At 41.1% G+C, this 14,779-nt stretch carries 20 protein-coding genes and 1 rRNA gene; 2 read left to right on the forward strand and 19 right to left on the reverse strand.

All coding sequences use genetic code 11. The features are described 5' to 3' along the window. The 19 genes from EU510_RS18520 to EU510_RS18610 all read right to left on the reverse strand — a co-directional run. A 16S ribosomal RNA gene (locus EU510_RS18520) occupies positions 1-121 on the reverse strand; the annotation flags it as partial. Positions 122-1,427: 1,306 nt separating this feature from the next. Then, positions 1,428-1,829: a 50S ribosomal protein L17 gene (rplQ, locus tag EU510_RS18525; RefSeq protein WP_002959450.1), complete on the reverse strand. Its 402-nt coding sequence runs from the start codon at positions 1,827-1,829 to the stop codon at positions 1,428-1,430. 39 nt (positions 1,830-1,868) lie between these two features. Next, complete coding sequence (locus tag EU510_RS18530; protein WP_002959452.1) at positions 1,869-2,855, reverse strand: DNA-directed RNA polymerase subunit alpha; 987 nt, start codon at positions 2,853-2,855, stop codon at positions 1,869-1,871. A 24-nt stretch (positions 2,856-2,879) separates the two neighbouring features. Then, on the reverse strand, positions 2,880-3,500 hold the full coding sequence (gene rpsD / locus EU510_RS18535) for a 30S ribosomal protein S4 (RefSeq protein ID WP_002959461.1): 621 nt from the start codon (positions 3,498-3,500) through the stop codon (positions 2,880-2,882). 21 nt (positions 3,501-3,521) lie between these two features. After that, on the reverse strand, positions 3,522-3,908 hold the full coding sequence (rpsK, locus tag EU510_RS18540; protein ID WP_002959471.1) for a 30S ribosomal protein S11: 387 nt from the start codon (positions 3,906-3,908) through the stop codon (positions 3,522-3,524). 12 nt (positions 3,909-3,920) lie between these two features. Further along, complete coding sequence (gene rpsM / locus EU510_RS18545) at positions 3,921-4,277, reverse strand: 30S ribosomal protein S13 (RefSeq protein ID WP_002959473.1); 357 nt, start codon at positions 4,275-4,277, stop codon at positions 3,921-3,923. 125 nt (positions 4,278-4,402) lie between these two features. Beyond that, on the reverse strand, positions 4,403-4,516 hold the full coding sequence (gene rpmJ, locus EU510_RS18550) for a 50S ribosomal protein L36 (protein ID WP_002959476.1): 114 nt from the start codon (positions 4,514-4,516) through the stop codon (positions 4,403-4,405). Positions 4,517-4,538: 22 nt separating this feature from the next. Further along, positions 4,539-5,867 carry a preprotein translocase subunit SecY gene (secY, locus tag EU510_RS18555; RefSeq protein WP_149594675.1) on the reverse strand — a complete coding sequence of 443 codons (1,329 nt, stop codon included), beginning with the start codon at positions 5,865-5,867 and terminating at the stop codon, positions 4,539-4,541. Between the two features lie 10 nt (positions 5,868-5,877). Further along, a complete protein-coding gene (gene rplO, locus EU510_RS18560) occupies positions 5,878-6,312 on the reverse strand; it encodes a 50S ribosomal protein L15 (protein WP_002959480.1) in 435 nt (144 codons plus the stop codon). Positions 6,313-6,316: 4 nt separating this feature from the next. Beyond that, positions 6,317-6,499, reverse strand: a complete 183-nt coding sequence (rpmD, locus tag EU510_RS18565; protein ID WP_002959482.1) for a 50S ribosomal protein L30 — start codon at positions 6,497-6,499, stop codon at positions 6,317-6,319. 2 nt (positions 6,500-6,501) lie between these two features. Then, positions 6,502-7,008, reverse strand: a complete 507-nt coding sequence (rpsE, locus tag EU510_RS18570; RefSeq protein ID WP_002959485.1) for a 30S ribosomal protein S5 — start codon at positions 7,006-7,008, stop codon at positions 6,502-6,504. A 9-nt stretch (positions 7,009-7,017) separates the two neighbouring features. Further along, complete coding sequence (gene rplR / locus EU510_RS18575; protein ID WP_002959486.1) at positions 7,018-7,368, reverse strand: 50S ribosomal protein L18; 351 nt, start codon at positions 7,366-7,368, stop codon at positions 7,018-7,020. A gap of 9 nt (positions 7,369-7,377) precedes the next feature. Further along, on the reverse strand, positions 7,378-7,911 hold the full coding sequence (gene rplF, locus EU510_RS18580; RefSeq protein ID WP_002959488.1) for a 50S ribosomal protein L6: 534 nt from the start codon (positions 7,909-7,911) through the stop codon (positions 7,378-7,380). 13 nt (positions 7,912-7,924) lie between these two features. Then, positions 7,925-8,317 (reverse strand): 30S ribosomal protein S8, encoded by a 393-nt coding sequence (rpsH, locus tag EU510_RS18585; protein ID WP_002959491.1) that lies wholly within the window; start codon positions 8,315-8,317, stop codon positions 7,925-7,927. A gap of 21 nt (positions 8,318-8,338) precedes the next feature. Then, positions 8,339-8,644, reverse strand: a complete 306-nt coding sequence (rpsN, locus tag EU510_RS18590; protein ID WP_006794245.1) for a 30S ribosomal protein S14 — start codon at positions 8,642-8,644, stop codon at positions 8,339-8,341. A 10-nt stretch (positions 8,645-8,654) separates the two neighbouring features. Then, on the reverse strand, positions 8,655-9,194 hold the full coding sequence (gene rplE, locus EU510_RS18595; protein ID WP_010554915.1) for a 50S ribosomal protein L5: 540 nt from the start codon (positions 9,192-9,194) through the stop codon (positions 8,655-8,657). Between the two features lie 16 nt (positions 9,195-9,210). Beyond that, entirely contained in the window at positions 9,211-9,525 is a 315-nt protein-coding gene (gene rplX, locus EU510_RS18600; protein ID WP_002959496.1) for a 50S ribosomal protein L24, read from the reverse strand. A 10-nt stretch (positions 9,526-9,535) separates the two neighbouring features. Further along, the gene (gene rplN / locus EU510_RS18605; protein WP_002959498.1) at positions 9,536-9,904 is read right to left on the reverse strand and encodes a 50S ribosomal protein L14; all 369 of its coding nucleotides are present in this window, start codon (positions 9,902-9,904) and stop codon (positions 9,536-9,538) included. Between the two features lie 272 nt (positions 9,905-10,176). Beyond that, on the reverse strand, positions 10,177-12,147 hold the full coding sequence (locus EU510_RS18610; RefSeq protein ID WP_149594676.1) for an AsmA family protein: 1,971 nt from the start codon (positions 12,145-12,147) through the stop codon (positions 10,177-10,179). Positions 12,148-12,615: 468 nt separating this feature from the next. Between EU510_RS18610 and EU510_RS18615 the strand changes: the two genes are divergently transcribed. Together EU510_RS18615 and EU510_RS18620 are read left to right on the forward strand one after the other, a co-directional pair. After that, positions 12,616-13,779 (forward strand): hypothetical protein, encoded by a 1,164-nt coding sequence (locus EU510_RS18615; protein WP_149594677.1) that lies wholly within the window; start codon positions 12,616-12,618, stop codon positions 13,777-13,779. A 275-nt stretch (positions 13,780-14,054) separates the two neighbouring features. Continuing rightward, positions 14,055-14,735 (forward strand): TorF family putative porin, encoded by a 681-nt coding sequence (locus tag EU510_RS18620; RefSeq protein WP_149594678.1) that lies wholly within the window; start codon positions 14,055-14,057, stop codon positions 14,733-14,735. The last annotated feature ends 44 nt before the right edge of the window (positions 14,736-14,779 follow it).

Below are 14,779 nucleotides of genomic sequence, written 5' to 3' on the forward strand. Positions count from 1 at the left end.
ATTACTCACCCGTCCGCCGCTCGTCAGCAAAGTAGCAAGCTACTTTCTGTTACCGCTCGACTTGCATGTGTTAGGCCTGCCGCCAGCGTTCAATCTGAGCCATGATCAAACTCTTCAATTAAAAAGTTTTATGTCTTTCGACAGCTCAATGAATTCTGAATTTTTTAATATCTTTCGATATTGAATTGACTGTGCCGAATAATTACCGAAATAACTATTCTGTTGGTCACTCAGCTTTCAATTGAGACTCTAATTTGTTTGCCACGCTACCGAAGTAGGTTGGCTGTTAGAACTCAATCTGTACGAGTGCCCACACAGATGATTGCTTTATATTGTTAAAGAACGTTTTGAGTCGCTTTAGCGTCTCAAGGGATGCGAATAATACACCCTTTATTTTTCGAGTCAACACTTTGTTTTAAACTTTCTTTTGGAAGATTTAAAACCGAAGTTTTATTTAACTCTCTGAGTAGTTCGTGCCTCGCTATGCGTTGTCCGCTGCGCGTCGCCGTATCCCGTCTCAGTGGGGTCNTTGCTTTATATTGTTAAAGAACGTTTTGAGTCGCTTTAGCGTCTCAAGGGATGCGAATAATACACCCTTTATTTTTCGAGTCAACACTTTGTTTTAAACTTTCTTTTGGAAGATTTAAAACCGAAGTTTTATTTAACTCTCTGAGTAGTTCGTGCCTCGCTATGCGTTGTCCGCTGCGCGTCGCCGTATCCCGTCTCAGTGGGGTCGCATTATAGGGAGATCCGAAAACAGATCAACCCTTTTTTGAAGTAAACTTGAAATAATGTGCTGTTCGCTGAGTATTTGAGCTAAACGCTCAAAAACACAACTAAATTACCTGTATCAAAAAGTTTATAGAGCTATTTAAAATCAAAATTATGATAACTAGCAATCAGTAGAGACGTATTTGGATCGACAATCCTAAAAAAACAACCAATAAGTTAAGAGTCGTGTTGCTAAAATCATTTGAAATAGTCAAAGCTAAGATTTGAATCCATTGGGCTATGTTTTATTTAAGAAGTGAGTTTACTTAGGCCGCAATGATTAGCTTTACTATGAAGTTCTTAGTACCGGTATATAGATTAAGAGAGCGAACGCTATATCTTCTGAGCAGCTCTAATAAATAAAACTCATTTAGTGGTTGCTTAATGGTAGTTAAATTCGAAGTGCTATCATTAATAACTGTAGACCACTATATACTGAAAATGATCTTTAACTAGAACCTGATAGGCTATTTTGGATGAATGGTAAGTAAAGGGTAACTAGGCAGTTCTAGTAAAATAGCTGTCAAAACAACCTATCGATTCAGAATCTATGAGTCAATACCCATAATAGAAGGTAATTACTGGCTCATATAGTTTAACAAATTTTAGGCAAGAAAAAGCCGAGCATAAGCTCGGCTTTTAGGTTTCTTTAAGACTTACTCTGCAGACTGTGCGTCTTCTTGAACTGCTTCGCTAGTCGCTGGGCGACCAACTAGTTCAATATAAGCCATTGGTGCATTATCACCAGTACGGAAGCCACACTTAAGAATACGAGTGTAACCACCTGGACGATCCGCGTTACGTGGACCGATTTCACTGAATAATTTACCAACAACTTCATTATCACGCGTGCGAGCAAACGCTAAACGGCGATTTGCTACACTGTCAGTCTTAGCCAGTGTGATTAAAGGTTCAATTACACGACGTAACTCTTTCGCTTTAGGCAAAGTAGTTTTGATGATTTCATGTTTCACCAAAGAACCTGCCATATTGCTAAACATCGCTTTACGATGGCTACTGTTACGGTTTAATTGACGACCACTCTTACGATGGCGCATGACCCTATCCTTCTAACTAAACTAATATAGTGATTTAGATTATTCAGCTAAACTTGCAGGTGGCCAATTTTCTAGGCGCATGCCTAGAGAAAGTCCACGTGAAGCTAGCACGTCTTTAATTTCAGTTAGAGACTTCTTACCTAAATTAGGCGTTTTAAGAAGCTCAACTTCAGTGCGCTGAACTAAATCACCGATATATTGAATTTGCTCGGCTTTCAAACAATTTGCTGAGCGTACTGTTAATTCAAGGTCATCAACTGGACGAAGTAGAATAGGATCGAATTCTGGCTTCTCTTCTTTCTCTTCTGGCTCAGTTACATCACGTAAATCTACGAATGCATCTAATTGCTCAGCTAAGATAGTAGACGCACGGCGGATCGCTTCTTCTGGATCTAAAGTGCCGTTTGTTTCCATATCAATGATTAACTTGTCTAAATCTGTACGTTGCTCAACTCGAGCTGATTCAACCGAGTACGCAATACGTTCAACTGGGCTAAATGATGCATCAAGCAACAATCTACCAATTGGACGCTCATCGTCATCAGAGGATAAACGACTAGATGCCGGCACATAACCACGACCACGTTCAACACGAATACGCATGCTGATCTCGCTGTTATTTGTAGTTAAATTACAAATAACGTGATCTGGATTAGCAATTGTTACATCGCCATCGTGCTGAATATCAGCCGCAGTAACAGGGCCTACACCAGATTTAGTCAGGGTCAGAAAAACTTCATCTTTGCCTTCTAACGTTACTGCTAAACCTTTAAGGTTTAATAGTATTTCAATGATGTCTTCTTGAACGCCTTCTTTCGCGCTGTACTCATGTAATACACCGTCAATTTCAACTTCAGTTACTGCACATCCAGGCATAGATGAAAGTAATATACGGCGTAAAGCATTACCCAGAGTATGGCCAAAGCCTCGCTCTAATGGTTCTAAAACTATTTTAGAACGCGTTGGGTTGATAGCGTCGATGTCGACTAACCTTGGTTTTAGAAATTCTGTAACAGAACCCTGCATTTTATCCTCTCTTAACTCTTAACTTTACTTAGAGTAAAGTTCGACGATTAGTTGTTCATTAATGTCCGCAGACAGGTCTGAACGCTCAGGTAGACGCTTAAAGCTGCCTTCCAATTTCTTACCGTCAACTTCAACCCAAGTCGGCTTTTCACGTTGCTCAGCCAACTCTAGAGCAGCGATGATACGTGCTTGTGTCTTAGACTTCTCACGGATTACAACAGTATCTTCTGGAGTAATTACGTATGAAGGAATGTTCACAACACGACCATTAACTAAAATCGCTTTATGGCTTACTAACTGGCGTGCTTCTGCACGTGTGCTAGCAAAACCCATGCGATATACAACATTGTCTAAACGTTGCTCTAAAAGCTGTAACAAGTTTTCACCTGTGTTGCCTTTAAGGCGAGCAGCTTCTTTGTAGTAGTTACGGAATTGCTTTTCTAATACACCGTATATACGACGTACTTTTTGCTTTTCACGTAATTGTAAACCGTAATCAGATAAGCGACCTTTACGAGCGCCGTGCTGACCAGGTGCAGTCTCAAGTTTACACTTAGAGTCGATAGCTCTTACGCCGCTCTTAAGGAACAGGTCAGTACCTTCACGACGACTCAGCTTGAGCTTAGGGCCCAAATATCTTGCCATGTTATTTCTCCTAACCTATTGTTAAACGCGACGTTTCTTCGGTGGACGACAACCATTATGTGGTATAGGCGTCACGTCAGTAATGTTGGTAATACGGTAACCAGCAGCATTCAAAGCACGTACAGCAGATTCACGACCTGGACCTGGACCTTTAATGAAAACTTCTAGATTTTTTAAACCGTATTCTTGAGCAGCAGTACCTGCACGCTCTGCAGCAACCTGAGCAGCAAATGGTGTAGATTTACGTGAACCACGGAAACCTGAACCACCGGCAGTAGCCCATGACAGTGCATTACCTTGACGGTCGGTAATCGTTACAATAGTGTTGTTGAAAGACGCATGAACATGAGCCATACCATCAGCAACTTGTTTTTTAACCTTTTTACGACGAATTGGTGTCTTAGCCATAATACTATCCCCTTATCGCTTAATAGGCTTACGAGGACCCTTACGGGTGCGCGCGTTAGTCTTAGTTCTTTGACCACGTAGTGGTAAAGAGCGACGGTGACGTAGGCCACGATAACAACCAAGGTCCATTAGGCGCTTGATATTTAAAGTAACTTCACGACGAAGATCACCTTCAACAGTGTACTTGCCAACTGCATCACGCAGTACGTCAAGAATTTCGTCTGAAAGTTCACCGATTTTTGTGGTTTCGGCGATACCAGTCGCTTCTAAGATAGCCTTAGAGCGAGTCTTACCTATGCCATAAATAGCTGTTAAACCAATAACTGCATGTTTATGATCAGGGACGTTAATGCCAGCAATACGGGCCACTAACACATCTCCTATATTCGAATTTGGTAATCAAAAGTTTGAAAAGCCCGTAAGGATACTCAAACGAAGACCAAATCACTACTAAAAACACAGGCCGAGAAAACTCAGCCTGCACGACTGTTTACTTAGCCTTGCCTTTGCTTATGCTTAGGCTCACTGCAAATTACGCGTACTACACCAGCACGTTTAATAACTTTACAGTTACGGCATATTTTCTTAACGGAAGCACGTACTTTCATTGCTCAACTCCGTAAACTGACCTTATCGACCGTAGCCTTTAAGGTTCGCTTTTTTCAGCACAGAATCATACTGATGAGACATCAGGTGAGTCTGTACTTGTGCCATAAAGTCCATGATTACTACAACGATAATCAAAACTGATGTACCGCCGAAGTAGAATGGCGTTTGCCACGCCATCGTCATGAATTCAGGCACCAGACAGATAAAGGTTATATACAAAGCACCTGCCAATGTCAGGCGTGTCATCACTTTATCAATGTATTTAGATGTCTGCTCACCTGGACGAATACCTGGGATAAATGCGCCAGATTTCTTAAGGTTATCTGCTGTTTCACGCGGGTTAAAAACCAACGCTGTGTAGAAAAAGCAGAAGAAGATAATAGCCGCAGCTAAAACAAGAGAGTACAACGGTTGACCTGGAGTCAACGTAGTAGCAACAGCTTGTAATACATCAGCGACTGGACCTTCACCTTGGCCGAACCAGCTAGCAATTGTACCAGGGAACAGAATTATACTGCTAGCGAAGATTGGTGGAATAACACCCGCCATATTTACTTTTAGTGGTAAATGCGTGCTTTGGGCAGCAAATACTTGACGACCTTGTTGGCGTTTAGCGTAGTTAACAACAATACGACGTTGTCCACGTTCGAAAAACACTACAAGATAAGTAACAGCGAATACGATTACCGCAACCATCAACAGTACAAAAACATTCAAATCACCTTGGCGCGCCATTTCGACTGTCGAACCAATAGCAGACGGCAAGTTAGCTACAATACCAACAAATATTAGAACTGAGATACCGTTACCGATACCACGCTCTGTTATTTGTTCACCCAACCACATAAGGAACATAGTACCAGTAACTAAACTCACCACAGCGGTGAAATAGAAACCCATACCAGGGTTAACAACTAACCCCTCCATCATGCCCGGTAAGCTAGTAGCAATACCGATTGATTGAATAGTAGCTAGCACAAGCGTGCCATAGCGTGTGTACTGGCTAATTTTTTTACGCCCTTGCTCACCTTCTTTCTTAAGCTCTATAAACGGAGGATACATATGCGTTAATAGTTGCGTAATAATCGAAGCCGAGATATACGGCATAATACCCAGTGCTAACACTGAAGCTCGCTCAAGCGCACCACCACTGAACATGTTGAACATTTCAACAATGGTGCCCTTTTGTTGCTCGAAGAAATCGGCAAGTACAGCGGCGTCAATCCCAGGGATCGGCACAAATGAACCTAGACGGTAAATTATGATAGCACCCAATACGAAGAGTAATCGGCGCTTCAATTCCGAAAGTCCACCTTGTGCACTTTGTGTATCTTGACCTGGTTTAGCCATTAGTACTTCCTTAGTCTTCTACCTTGCCTCCGGCAGCTTCAATAGCTTCGCGAGCACCTTTAGAGGCTTTAAGGCCTTTAACGGTAACAGCGCGTGAAACTTCGCCAGATTTAACAACTTTAACGAAAAGAACGTTCTTTTTAACTAGACCAGCTGCTTGTAACGCGCTTAGGTCTACCACATCGCCTTCAACTTTAGCGATTTCAAAAAGGTTTATTTCTGCAGATACTAAAGATTTGCGAGAAGTAAAACCAAATTTAGGTAGACGACGTTGCATAGGCATTTGACCGCCTTCAAAACCAACGCGTACTTTGCCGCCAGAACGTGATTTTTGACCTTTGTGACCACGACCACCAGTCTTACCTAGACCAGAACCGATACCACGACCAACACGTTTTGGAGCAGTTTTTGAACCTGCAGCAGGTGAAAGTGTATTCAAATGCATCGAATTAACCCTCTACCTTAACCATGTAAGAAACCTTGTTTATCATACCACGTACACATGCTGTGTCTTCTAACTCAACAGTGTGGTTGATACGACGTAAACCAAGACCGCGTAATGTAGCTTTATGTTTCGGTAAACGACCGATAGAGCTTTTTACTTGTGTTACTTTTACAGTTTGATTTGCCATGGTTACCCCAGTATTTCGTCTACGCGAAGGCCACGTTTTGCAGCGATTGACTGTGGAGAATTCATATTCTCAAGAGCCGAAATCGTTGCACGTACTACGTTGATTGGGTTAGTAGAACCGTAACATTTAGAAAGTACGTTCTGAACACCAGTCACTTCTAGTACTGCACGCATAGCACCACCTGCGATGATACCAGTACCTTCAGAGGCTGGTTTCATGAACACTAGTGAGCCAGCATGACGTCCCTTAACAGGATGCTGTAATGTATTGCCATTTAGGTCTACATTGATCATGTTGCGACGTGCTTTTTCCATTGCTTTTTGAATAGCAGCTGGAACTTCACGTGCTTTACCATAACCAAAACCTACTTTACCTGCGCCGTCACCAACTACAGTTAGTGCAGTAAAGCTAAAGATACGACCACCTTTAACTACTTTAGACACACGGTTCACCGCGATTAGCTTTTCAGCTAGATCAGGCTGTTGTTGCTTTGCTTCTACGTTAGCCATAGTCTACTCCTAGAATTGCAAACCGGCTTCACGCGCAGCATCAGCTAGCGCCTTCACACGGCCGTGATATTTAAAGCCACTGCGATCAAAAGCAATCTTTTCGATGCCTTTGTCAGCCGCACGTTCAGCAACCGCTTTGCCAACTGCTTGCGCAGCTTCAACGTTACCGGTGCCTTTAACTGTTTCGCTAATAGCCTTTTCAACAGTAGAAGCAGCAGCCAGTACATTACCCTCAGCATTTACAACTTGAGCGTATATGTGACGTGGCGTGCGGTGGATAACAAGACGCGTTGTGCCTTGTTCAATATAATTTCTACGAGTGCGTTTAGCACGACGTAGACGAGCTGTTTTTTTATCCATCGTCTTACCTTACTTCTTCTTAGCCTCTTTACGGCGTACATTCTCATCTGAATAACGAACACCCTTACCTTTATAAGGCTCAGGTTTACGGTATGCACGAATGTTAGCAGCTGTTTGACCAACTAACTGCTTGTCTACGCCCTTAACTAGAACTTCTGTTTGGCTTGGAGTTTCAATCGTAATCCCTTCAGGAACTGCGAAATTAACAGGGTGTGAGAAGCCAAGAGTTAAATCTAATGTTTTACCCTTCGCTGCAGCACGGTAACCCACGCCTACTAACTGAAGTTTCTTCTCGTAACCTTCATGCGTACCAACAACCATGTTGTTGATTAGAGCGCGAGCAGTACCTGCTTGAGCCCATGCATTAGCTACGCCATCACGAGGTAAAGTAGTAATAACGTTGTCATTTACTTGTACTTCAACAGCGTTGTTGATTGTACGAGTAAGTTCACCGTTCTTGCCTTTAACTGTGATTTCCTGGCCTTTTAATGTAACTTCTACACCGGCAGGAACAGTAATTGGTGCCTTTGCTATGCGAGACATAGTTCCCCTCCGATTAAGCTACAAAACCAATGATTTCACCACCAACACCAGCACTACGTGCTGCGCGGTCTGTCATTAGGCCTTTAGAAGTTGATACGATAGCGATACCAAGACCACCCATTACCTTAGGTAATTGGTCACGTTTCTTATAGATACGTAAACCAGGGCGACTTACACGCTGGATATTTTCAATTACAGCTTTGCCTTCGAAGTACTTCAACTCGATAGAAAGCTCAGGTTTAGTTTCGCCGTTAACAGCGAAATCTACGATATAACCTTCGTCTTTTAGTACTTTAGCTAATGCTACTTTCAGCTTTGAAGTTGGCATCGTTACAGATACTTTCTTCGCTGATTGACCGTTACGAATTCGTGTGAACAAATCCGCGATAGGATCTTGCAAGCTCATAGTCTTACTCCCATGATTCTATTACCAGCTAGCCTTTTTAAGGCCAGGAATTTCACCGCGCATAGCTGCTTCGCGAACTTTAATACGGCTCATGCCGAATTTGCGAAGGAAACCATGTGGGCGGCCCGTAATGTTACAACGATTACGTTGACGTGCAGGGCTAGAATCACGAGGTAAAGCTTGTAGCTTAAGTACCGCGTCCCAACGATCATCTTCAGATGTGTTAACATCACTGATGATAGCTTTTAGTGCAGCGCGCTTTTCAGCGTACTGAGCAACTAGTTTTGTGCGCTTTGCTTCGCGCGCTTTCATAGAATTCTTTGCCATAACCCTACCCTTATTTCTTAAATGGGAAGTTAAACGCTTCTAACAACGCACGGCCTTCCTCATCAGATTTCGCAGAAGTAGTGATAGTAATATCCATACCGCGTACACGGTCTACTTTATCGTAATCGATTTCTGGGAAGATGATTTGTTCACGTACGCCCATGCTGTAGTTGCCACGTCCATCAAAAGACTTTGCACTTACGCCACGGAAGTCACGAATACGTGGGATAGCGATTGATACCAAACGCTCAAAAAAGTCCCACATACGCTCGCCGCGTAGGGTTACTTTACAACCAATCGGGTAACCTTCACGCACTTTAAAGCCAGCAACAGATTTGCGTGCTTTAGTGATTAGAGGTTTCTGACCAGAGATTGCTGCTAGATCCGCTACTGCGTTATCTAAAATCTTCTTGTCAGCTAGGGCTTCGCCCACGCCCATATTCAATGTGATCTTTTCGATCTGAGGGACTTGCATGACAGAGCTGAAACCAAACTTCTCTTGAAGCTCAGCAACTACTTTGTCTTTATATACTTCATGCAGTTTCGCCATCATTCTACTCCAACTATTAGATAGTTTTACCAGTAGATTTAAAGATACGTAATTTCTTACCATCTTCAATCTTGAAACCTACACGATCAGCTTTACTCGTTTCCGAGTTGAAGATCGCAACGTTTGATGCATCCATAGATGCTTCTTTCTCAACAATGCCGCCAGCTTGGTTCAATTGTGGAACCGGCTTTTGGTGTTTCTTGATCAAGTTTATGCCTTCGACAAAGATTCGACCAGATTCAGTAACAACTGAAAGCACTTTTCCGCGCTTACCTTTGTCTTTACCTGCTAGTACGATTACTTCGTCATCACGACGTATTTTTGCTGCCATGATTGGCTCCTTACAGTACTTCTGGGGCTAGTGAAACGATTTTCATGAACTTATCATTACGAAGTTCGCGAGTCACAGGGCCGAAAATACGTGTACCAATTGGCTGTAAGTTATCATTTAAGATAACAGCAGCGTTGCTGTCAAAACGGATCAGAGAACCATCTGGACGGCGAACACCTTTTCTGGTACGCACAACTACCGCGTTTTTAACATCACCTTTCTTCACTTTACCGCGAGGAATAGCTTCTTTTACAGAAACTTTAATGATGTCGCCAATCGCTGCGTAGCGACGGTGAGAACCACCAAGGACTTTTATACACTGCACTTTGCGAGCGCCGCTGTTATCAGCAACTTCCAGCTGAGTTTGCATTTGGATCATGTTAATGACCTCCGGTGTAGTAATTACAACGTGTCTTAAATTTGTTTAAAATCAAGACATTTCGATTAAATCCCACTCAAAAACAAACGAGTTGTCTCTTAAGGGCGGGCAATTGTACCAGCATTGAGGGGGTAGCGATAGGTTATTTTTTAATTAATTTGGAGTGATGAGAAATTAAAGCTGAGTAATTACGGCTATGTAGCTATTTTACAGGTGGTTACAAAACAAACAAGGCACGTGTAATGTGCCTTGTTTGTTTAAAGTGTAATAAATTAACCGAATAAACCTTTTAATTTATCTTTAATTTTATCTTTAGCTTTGTCTTTGGCTTTTTCTTTTGCCTCATCGACCTTCTGCTTAGCTTCATCTTTGAGCGCATCACCAACATCTAGCTTTATACCTACATCGTGGAAAGGCCCTTTTATACGTAGTGGTATTTTAAAACCAGTGCTGTCATCGGTAGTTCCCTGACCTTCAATAGATCCAACTATACCTGTAACCAAACGATAGTTAACCGTTGTTTGCGGTAAATCAACGTCGCCTTCACCTGATATTCTAATAAGTGGGCTGATAAGTGATAGGTCGGTATTTTTGCCAACGCCATTAGTAAAGTTAAAACTTCCCGTTAATGCTGAAAAATCTGTTTGCTCAGATTCTTCAAATCCGGTATCAAGCCCTTCAGATGCAGCACCAAAGTTACCTGAAATGAGTTCCTTCCCCTTACGGACCATCTCAGCTATATTCGCACCTTTTACAGCGCCATCAGCAAACTCAAACCCAAGCTTTCCATTAAGCGCACCAATAAACGATTTTTGACTTTGGCCAGTTGTGTTTAGGTTCCAATTTAAAGACCCCTTGCCCATTAGCTTGTCAAAACCTGCCGCATCCGTTAATAAAGGCTGTGCATCTATTCCAGCTAAGTCAAAGTTAGTTGATATTTTATAAGGTACTTGCTGTGCGTTTACATTAATAACGCCTTTACCTGAACCTTCATAAGCAGAAAAGCTATCTAGGCTTAGTTTTGCAACGCTATTTTTTAAAGCAACAGTAAATTGATTTGCGCCTAATTTAATATCATTTGCTTTTAATCCACTTGAACGAATAACTACATTTGTATCTAGTGAGTTTAATGCACTTAAATCAATTTTAGTGTCATCCCATACTATTGGCTCTGCAGGTTTATCATCTTGCTCTACTGGCTCTTCTTGTTTTGCCACTGCTTCAGGTAGATACGGGTTTAAGTCAAGCATACCTAAATCAATATCAGCATTTACAGCTAAACGCTTACCTAGGTTAAGCTCGCTCTTACCTTTTATTTCCAATGCGTCTAACGTCGCAACTAAATCTTCTAAATTAAATTTATCACCTAGTAGGTGCATTTTACCGTTTACACTAAATCCGTTATAAGCATTGTCTTTAGCATCTAGCTCTACACCTTGCCATTTCGCAATACTTTTAACAGACTCACCGCTTAGTGCTAACTGACCTTTAATGTCTTGGCCTTGCTTAGCTATGCTCCCTTCGAACGTTAAATCAACTAAACGAGAGTCTAAGGTTTGTTTAACATTAAAAGTAGCACCTTCAATTGCTTTAGCAGGAGTATCTAGTTTTATATCAAGATCAAAACGCTCTTGCATATAAGTAATACCCCCTTTTACTTCTAATGTTTTACGAAGTGAAGGAAGTAAAATAGCGAGCTCTAGATCACTAATTTGTTGTTTAGCACCTGTTTGGCCATCTAGGTAAGTAAATGTACCGCCATAAATAGCAACCTCACCTAATTCAATATCAAAGTTATCTGGAAGCTTTATCGCTTCACCTGATTCGCTTTGCTCTTTAGGTTGCTCTGCAACTGCATCAAACAACTGCCAATTAGCTTTACCATTTTTGTTGGTTTCTAATAGGATATTTGGTTCGTTTATAACAAACTTATCTAATTTAAACTCACCACCAAATAATGAAAACCAAGGTATGTGTACAGCAAGCTGTTTCATACTCGCCATATCGGCGCGCGAACCTGATTCCATGTTTGCAAAATGCACGTCGTTAAGTTCTAACTTTAATGCAGGGAATACGCTAAGTGTTTTATCACCTTTAATAGTAAGAGTACGCCCAGTTGTTTGTTCTACCTGCTGCGACACTTTATTAAAAATAGTATCAGTAGGGATTAAAAACGGTGCGGCAACAATTAGTGCTATACATAGTAAAAGTATTACACCTACAATTTTAAGTAAGGTTTTCATGATCGTCCTTTCAAACGTGCAAATAATGTTCTTATCATAGCGAGTGTTAGCCTTAAAATCATTGTAGTTATGACAAAAAAGCACTTTATTGAATTTTACAGTCTCTGTATGAATTGCTCCTGAAACATTTTAATACCTCTAGGTTGCATTGAAGACTCTATAAATAAAGACTTAAATACCGCTGATACGATTAACTTTTAGAGTAAAAATTAGTACGGTAGATATATCACGACTTACGCCGTCGTTTATAGTTGCCCTAAAAACAACTCAATATTTTAGTTGAAGTCTCTTTGTACTAAATGAAAATAATTAATACCTGTTAAAGCGCTAGTCTCATTTTATTAGCAAAAATACTGATTTAGTCACTTCAATTACAACGGATGGAGGACAGCGCTGTTGTTATTAGCGTAATTGCGCTAAAATAGACCAGCAAAAAAATATATATCTAAACCGGAGATTCTACAAGGCATGAAAAAACTGCTAATTTCACCGTCAAAAATGACGCTAGGCGAACAAGAAAATCAAATCTATCAGAACATTCTGAAGCAATCTTCAGAGTTAAGCCTTAACCTTATGGCCGTGAAAGTAGAAAACCACCCTGATGATTTTTTACCTTGGTGTTACGAATTGCTAAGTGCTAGCAGAGATCGTATGAACTACGATTTACTAGAGCCACAGCAGTTACCTGTACTTAAGAAGCTACACGATCAGCTTATTGCAGCTATCAGCTTTTTACAGGTTAAAACTTTACGTATTGCTCCGTGGCCTGTTGTAAGTGTATTTGTAGAACAACACAAAGACGTTATTGCACTTGATGAACAGCTTCGTTTAGTAGACTACATTAAAAGCATTCGTGAACAATCTCTTAAAGATATGATCCCTGAAGACTTACTTGCGTTTAGCGGTAAACACATGGCATCGCTTGATCCAAGCACATACAACTTTGACGTTGAATGGTTTGCATCTACAAAGAGTGCAAAGAGCTTCCATCAAATGCTTGGTGATTTACCAGGTGCTTTTGACGACGCACTAGCAAATATTCCACTTGAAGGTGATATTACTCAATATGAGTATCAACAATTCGTTGCTGCTTATTCAAAAATATTCACCGACAACAACGAAAAACCAACACTTGCGCCTGCAACTCGGTTGTTAGCAATGCGTCGCCCTGATTTATTTACCCCGATTACAAATAATCGATTAGATGCTTTATGTGCTGCCCTTGGTGTTTCTAAACTTAAAAATAGTGATTTTGAGCGTTACTGGCAAGATATCGTAAAAGGTATTCAAGCTATGTCATGGTACAAGATGGCTAAACCGAGTAATGAGTTAGAAGAACAATTAGTTGCTATTAAAGCGCTAATCCCATGTTTCTTTCACTATGCTGATGCTAAAACACCAGATAACTCTAACTACATTAAACTGCTAAGCAAGCCTAAGCGTACTACAACTACAACAGGTAAAACTCAACGTAGAGGTAAAGAGTCTGCAGAAATTTTAGTAGACCGCGCACTTGCCGCTGACGATATCCCTGAACATATTCGCAGTAAACGTGATTCCATTGTAAGTGAAGTTCAAAAAGGTCGCAGTGTAAACGAAACAATTAGCCTTATGCGTACCATATTCGGTTAAACCTTCTAATTTAGCCGTACTTTTATGGTGCGGCTAGGTTAATTTATGCACCACCAACGTGCGCAACATCTTCCCTAATGTTATACCCCTTCCCTATTCATAAAATGCAAGCTCATGTTTTTTAATATATAAAAATAATTTTTAGTAAAAATAATGAAGCTGGCACATACAGTGCAATTACCCTGTTAGTTAAACAATAAAAAGCCGTCAGCCTAAAGGTTCCGATTACATAATAAAAACCTTGGCGAGCAAAAATCATATAACGGGAAATGGACATGCTAAAACTAAAAAAAACCATCGCAATTAGCGCAATAGCATTAATGAGTGCTGCATCTTTCACATCTACAGCTGTGCATGCTGAAGTAACTGCTAATGCAGCGGCAACATCGAACTACTTATGGCGTGGTCAAGAGCAAACTGGGGGCGATGCAGCTATTTCAGGCGGTATTGATTACGCCAATGAATCGGGCTTTTATGCAGGTACTTGGGCTTCAAATGCATCGTGGGCAGATGAAATGACCTATGAGCTTGATTTATATGCAGGCTTTGGTGGCGATATTAACGAAAGTGTTAGCTACGATGTTGGCTATATTTATTACGCATACCCAGACGCAGCCTCTGAAGCAGACGCAGATTTCTCTGAAATTTACGGTAGCATCAGCATTGAAAGCTTTACATTTGGTGCTGCAATTCTAGCAACAACGGATGCTAGCGGTGATGGTACTGACTTTGGTGATTCATTATATCTTAACGCCGATTACGCCTTTCCGATTGGTAGTAACGGCACAGAAATGGCACTTCACCTAGGCCATTACTCTGGTGACTTTATTGGTGATGACAATATTCTAGATTACGGTGTATCTATTTCGAAAGACGGTTTTACTTTTGGTTTATCTGATACGGACATTGCTGATATTAAAGTATATGTAGGCTACGCTGTAGACTTTACTTTATAAAAAATGTGTTACTTGCTGCAACACGAAGGGCCTTTTGGCCCTTT

This window comes from Pseudoalteromonas sp. FUC4 (assembly GCF_008370255.1).
Lineage (GTDB): Bacteria > Pseudomonadota > Gammaproteobacteria > Enterobacterales > Alteromonadaceae > Pseudoalteromonas.

What these genes read in the sequence shown, in the direction of transcription:
- rpsH (WP_002959491.1), bottom strand. Translation starts at nt 8,317, where the DNA reads ATGAGCTTGCAAGATCCTATCGCGGATTTGTTCACACGAATTCGTAAC.
- EU510_RS18530 (WP_002959452.1), bottom strand. Translation starts at nt 2,855, where the DNA reads ATGCAGGGTTCTGTTACAGAATTTCTAAAACCAAGGTTAGTCGACATC.
- EU510_RS18615 (WP_149594677.1), top strand. Translation starts at nt 12,616, where the DNA reads ATGAAAAAACTGCTAATTTCACCGTCAAAAATGACGCTAGGCGAACAA.
- rpsD (WP_002959461.1), bottom strand. Translation starts at nt 3,500, where the DNA reads ATGGCAAGATATTTGGGCCCTAAGCTCAAGCTGAGTCGTCGTGAAGGT.
- rplE (WP_010554915.1), bottom strand. Translation starts at nt 9,194, where the DNA reads ATGGCGAAACTGCATGAAGTATATAAAGACAAAGTAGTTGCTGAGCTT.
- rpsE (WP_002959485.1), bottom strand. Translation starts at nt 7,008, where the DNA reads ATGGCTAACGTAGAAGCAAAGCAACAACAGCCTGATCTAGCTGAAAAG.
- rplQ (WP_002959450.1), bottom strand. Translation starts at nt 1,829, where the DNA reads ATGCGCCATCGTAAGAGTGGTCGTCAATTAAACCGTAACAGTAGCCAT.
- rplN (WP_002959498.1), bottom strand. Translation starts at nt 9,904, where the DNA reads ATGATCCAAATGCAAACTCAGCTGGAAGTTGCTGATAACAGCGGCGCT.
- EU510_RS18610 (WP_149594676.1), bottom strand. Translation starts at nt 12,147, where the DNA reads ATGAAAACCTTACTTAAAATTGTAGGTGTAATACTTTTACTATGTATA.
- EU510_RS18620 (WP_149594678.1), top strand. Translation starts at nt 14,055, where the DNA reads ATGCTAAAACTAAAAAAAACCATCGCAATTAGCGCAATAGCATTAATG.
- rpmD (WP_002959482.1), bottom strand. Translation starts at nt 6,499, where the DNA reads ATGGCAAATCAAACTGTAAAAGTAACACAAGTAAAAAGCTCTATCGGT.
- rpsK (WP_002959471.1), bottom strand. Translation starts at nt 3,908, where the DNA reads ATGGCTAAGACACCAATTCGTCGTAAAAAGGTTAAAAAACAAGTTGCT.
- secY (WP_149594675.1), bottom strand. Translation starts at nt 5,867, where the DNA reads ATGGCTAAACCAGGTCAAGATACACAAAGTGCACAAGGTGGACTTTCG.
- rplX (WP_002959496.1), bottom strand. Translation starts at nt 9,525, where the DNA reads ATGGCAGCAAAAATACGTCGTGATGACGAAGTAATCGTACTAGCAGGT.
- rpsN (WP_006794245.1), bottom strand. Translation starts at nt 8,644, where the DNA reads ATGGCAAAGAATTCTATGAAAGCGCGCGAAGCAAAGCGCACAAAACTA.
- rplR (WP_002959486.1), bottom strand. Translation starts at nt 7,368, where the DNA reads ATGGATAAAAAAACAGCTCGTCTACGTCGTGCTAAACGCACTCGTAGA.
- rplF (WP_002959488.1), bottom strand. Translation starts at nt 7,911, where the DNA reads ATGTCTCGCATAGCAAAGGCACCAATTACTGTTCCTGCCGGTGTAGAA.
- rpmJ (WP_002959476.1), bottom strand. Translation starts at nt 4,516, where the DNA reads ATGAAAGTACGTGCTTCCGTTAAGAAAATATGCCGTAACTGTAAAGTT.
- rplO (WP_002959480.1), bottom strand. Translation starts at nt 6,312, where the DNA reads ATGCATTTGAATACACTTTCACCTGCTGCAGGTTCAAAAACTGCTCCA.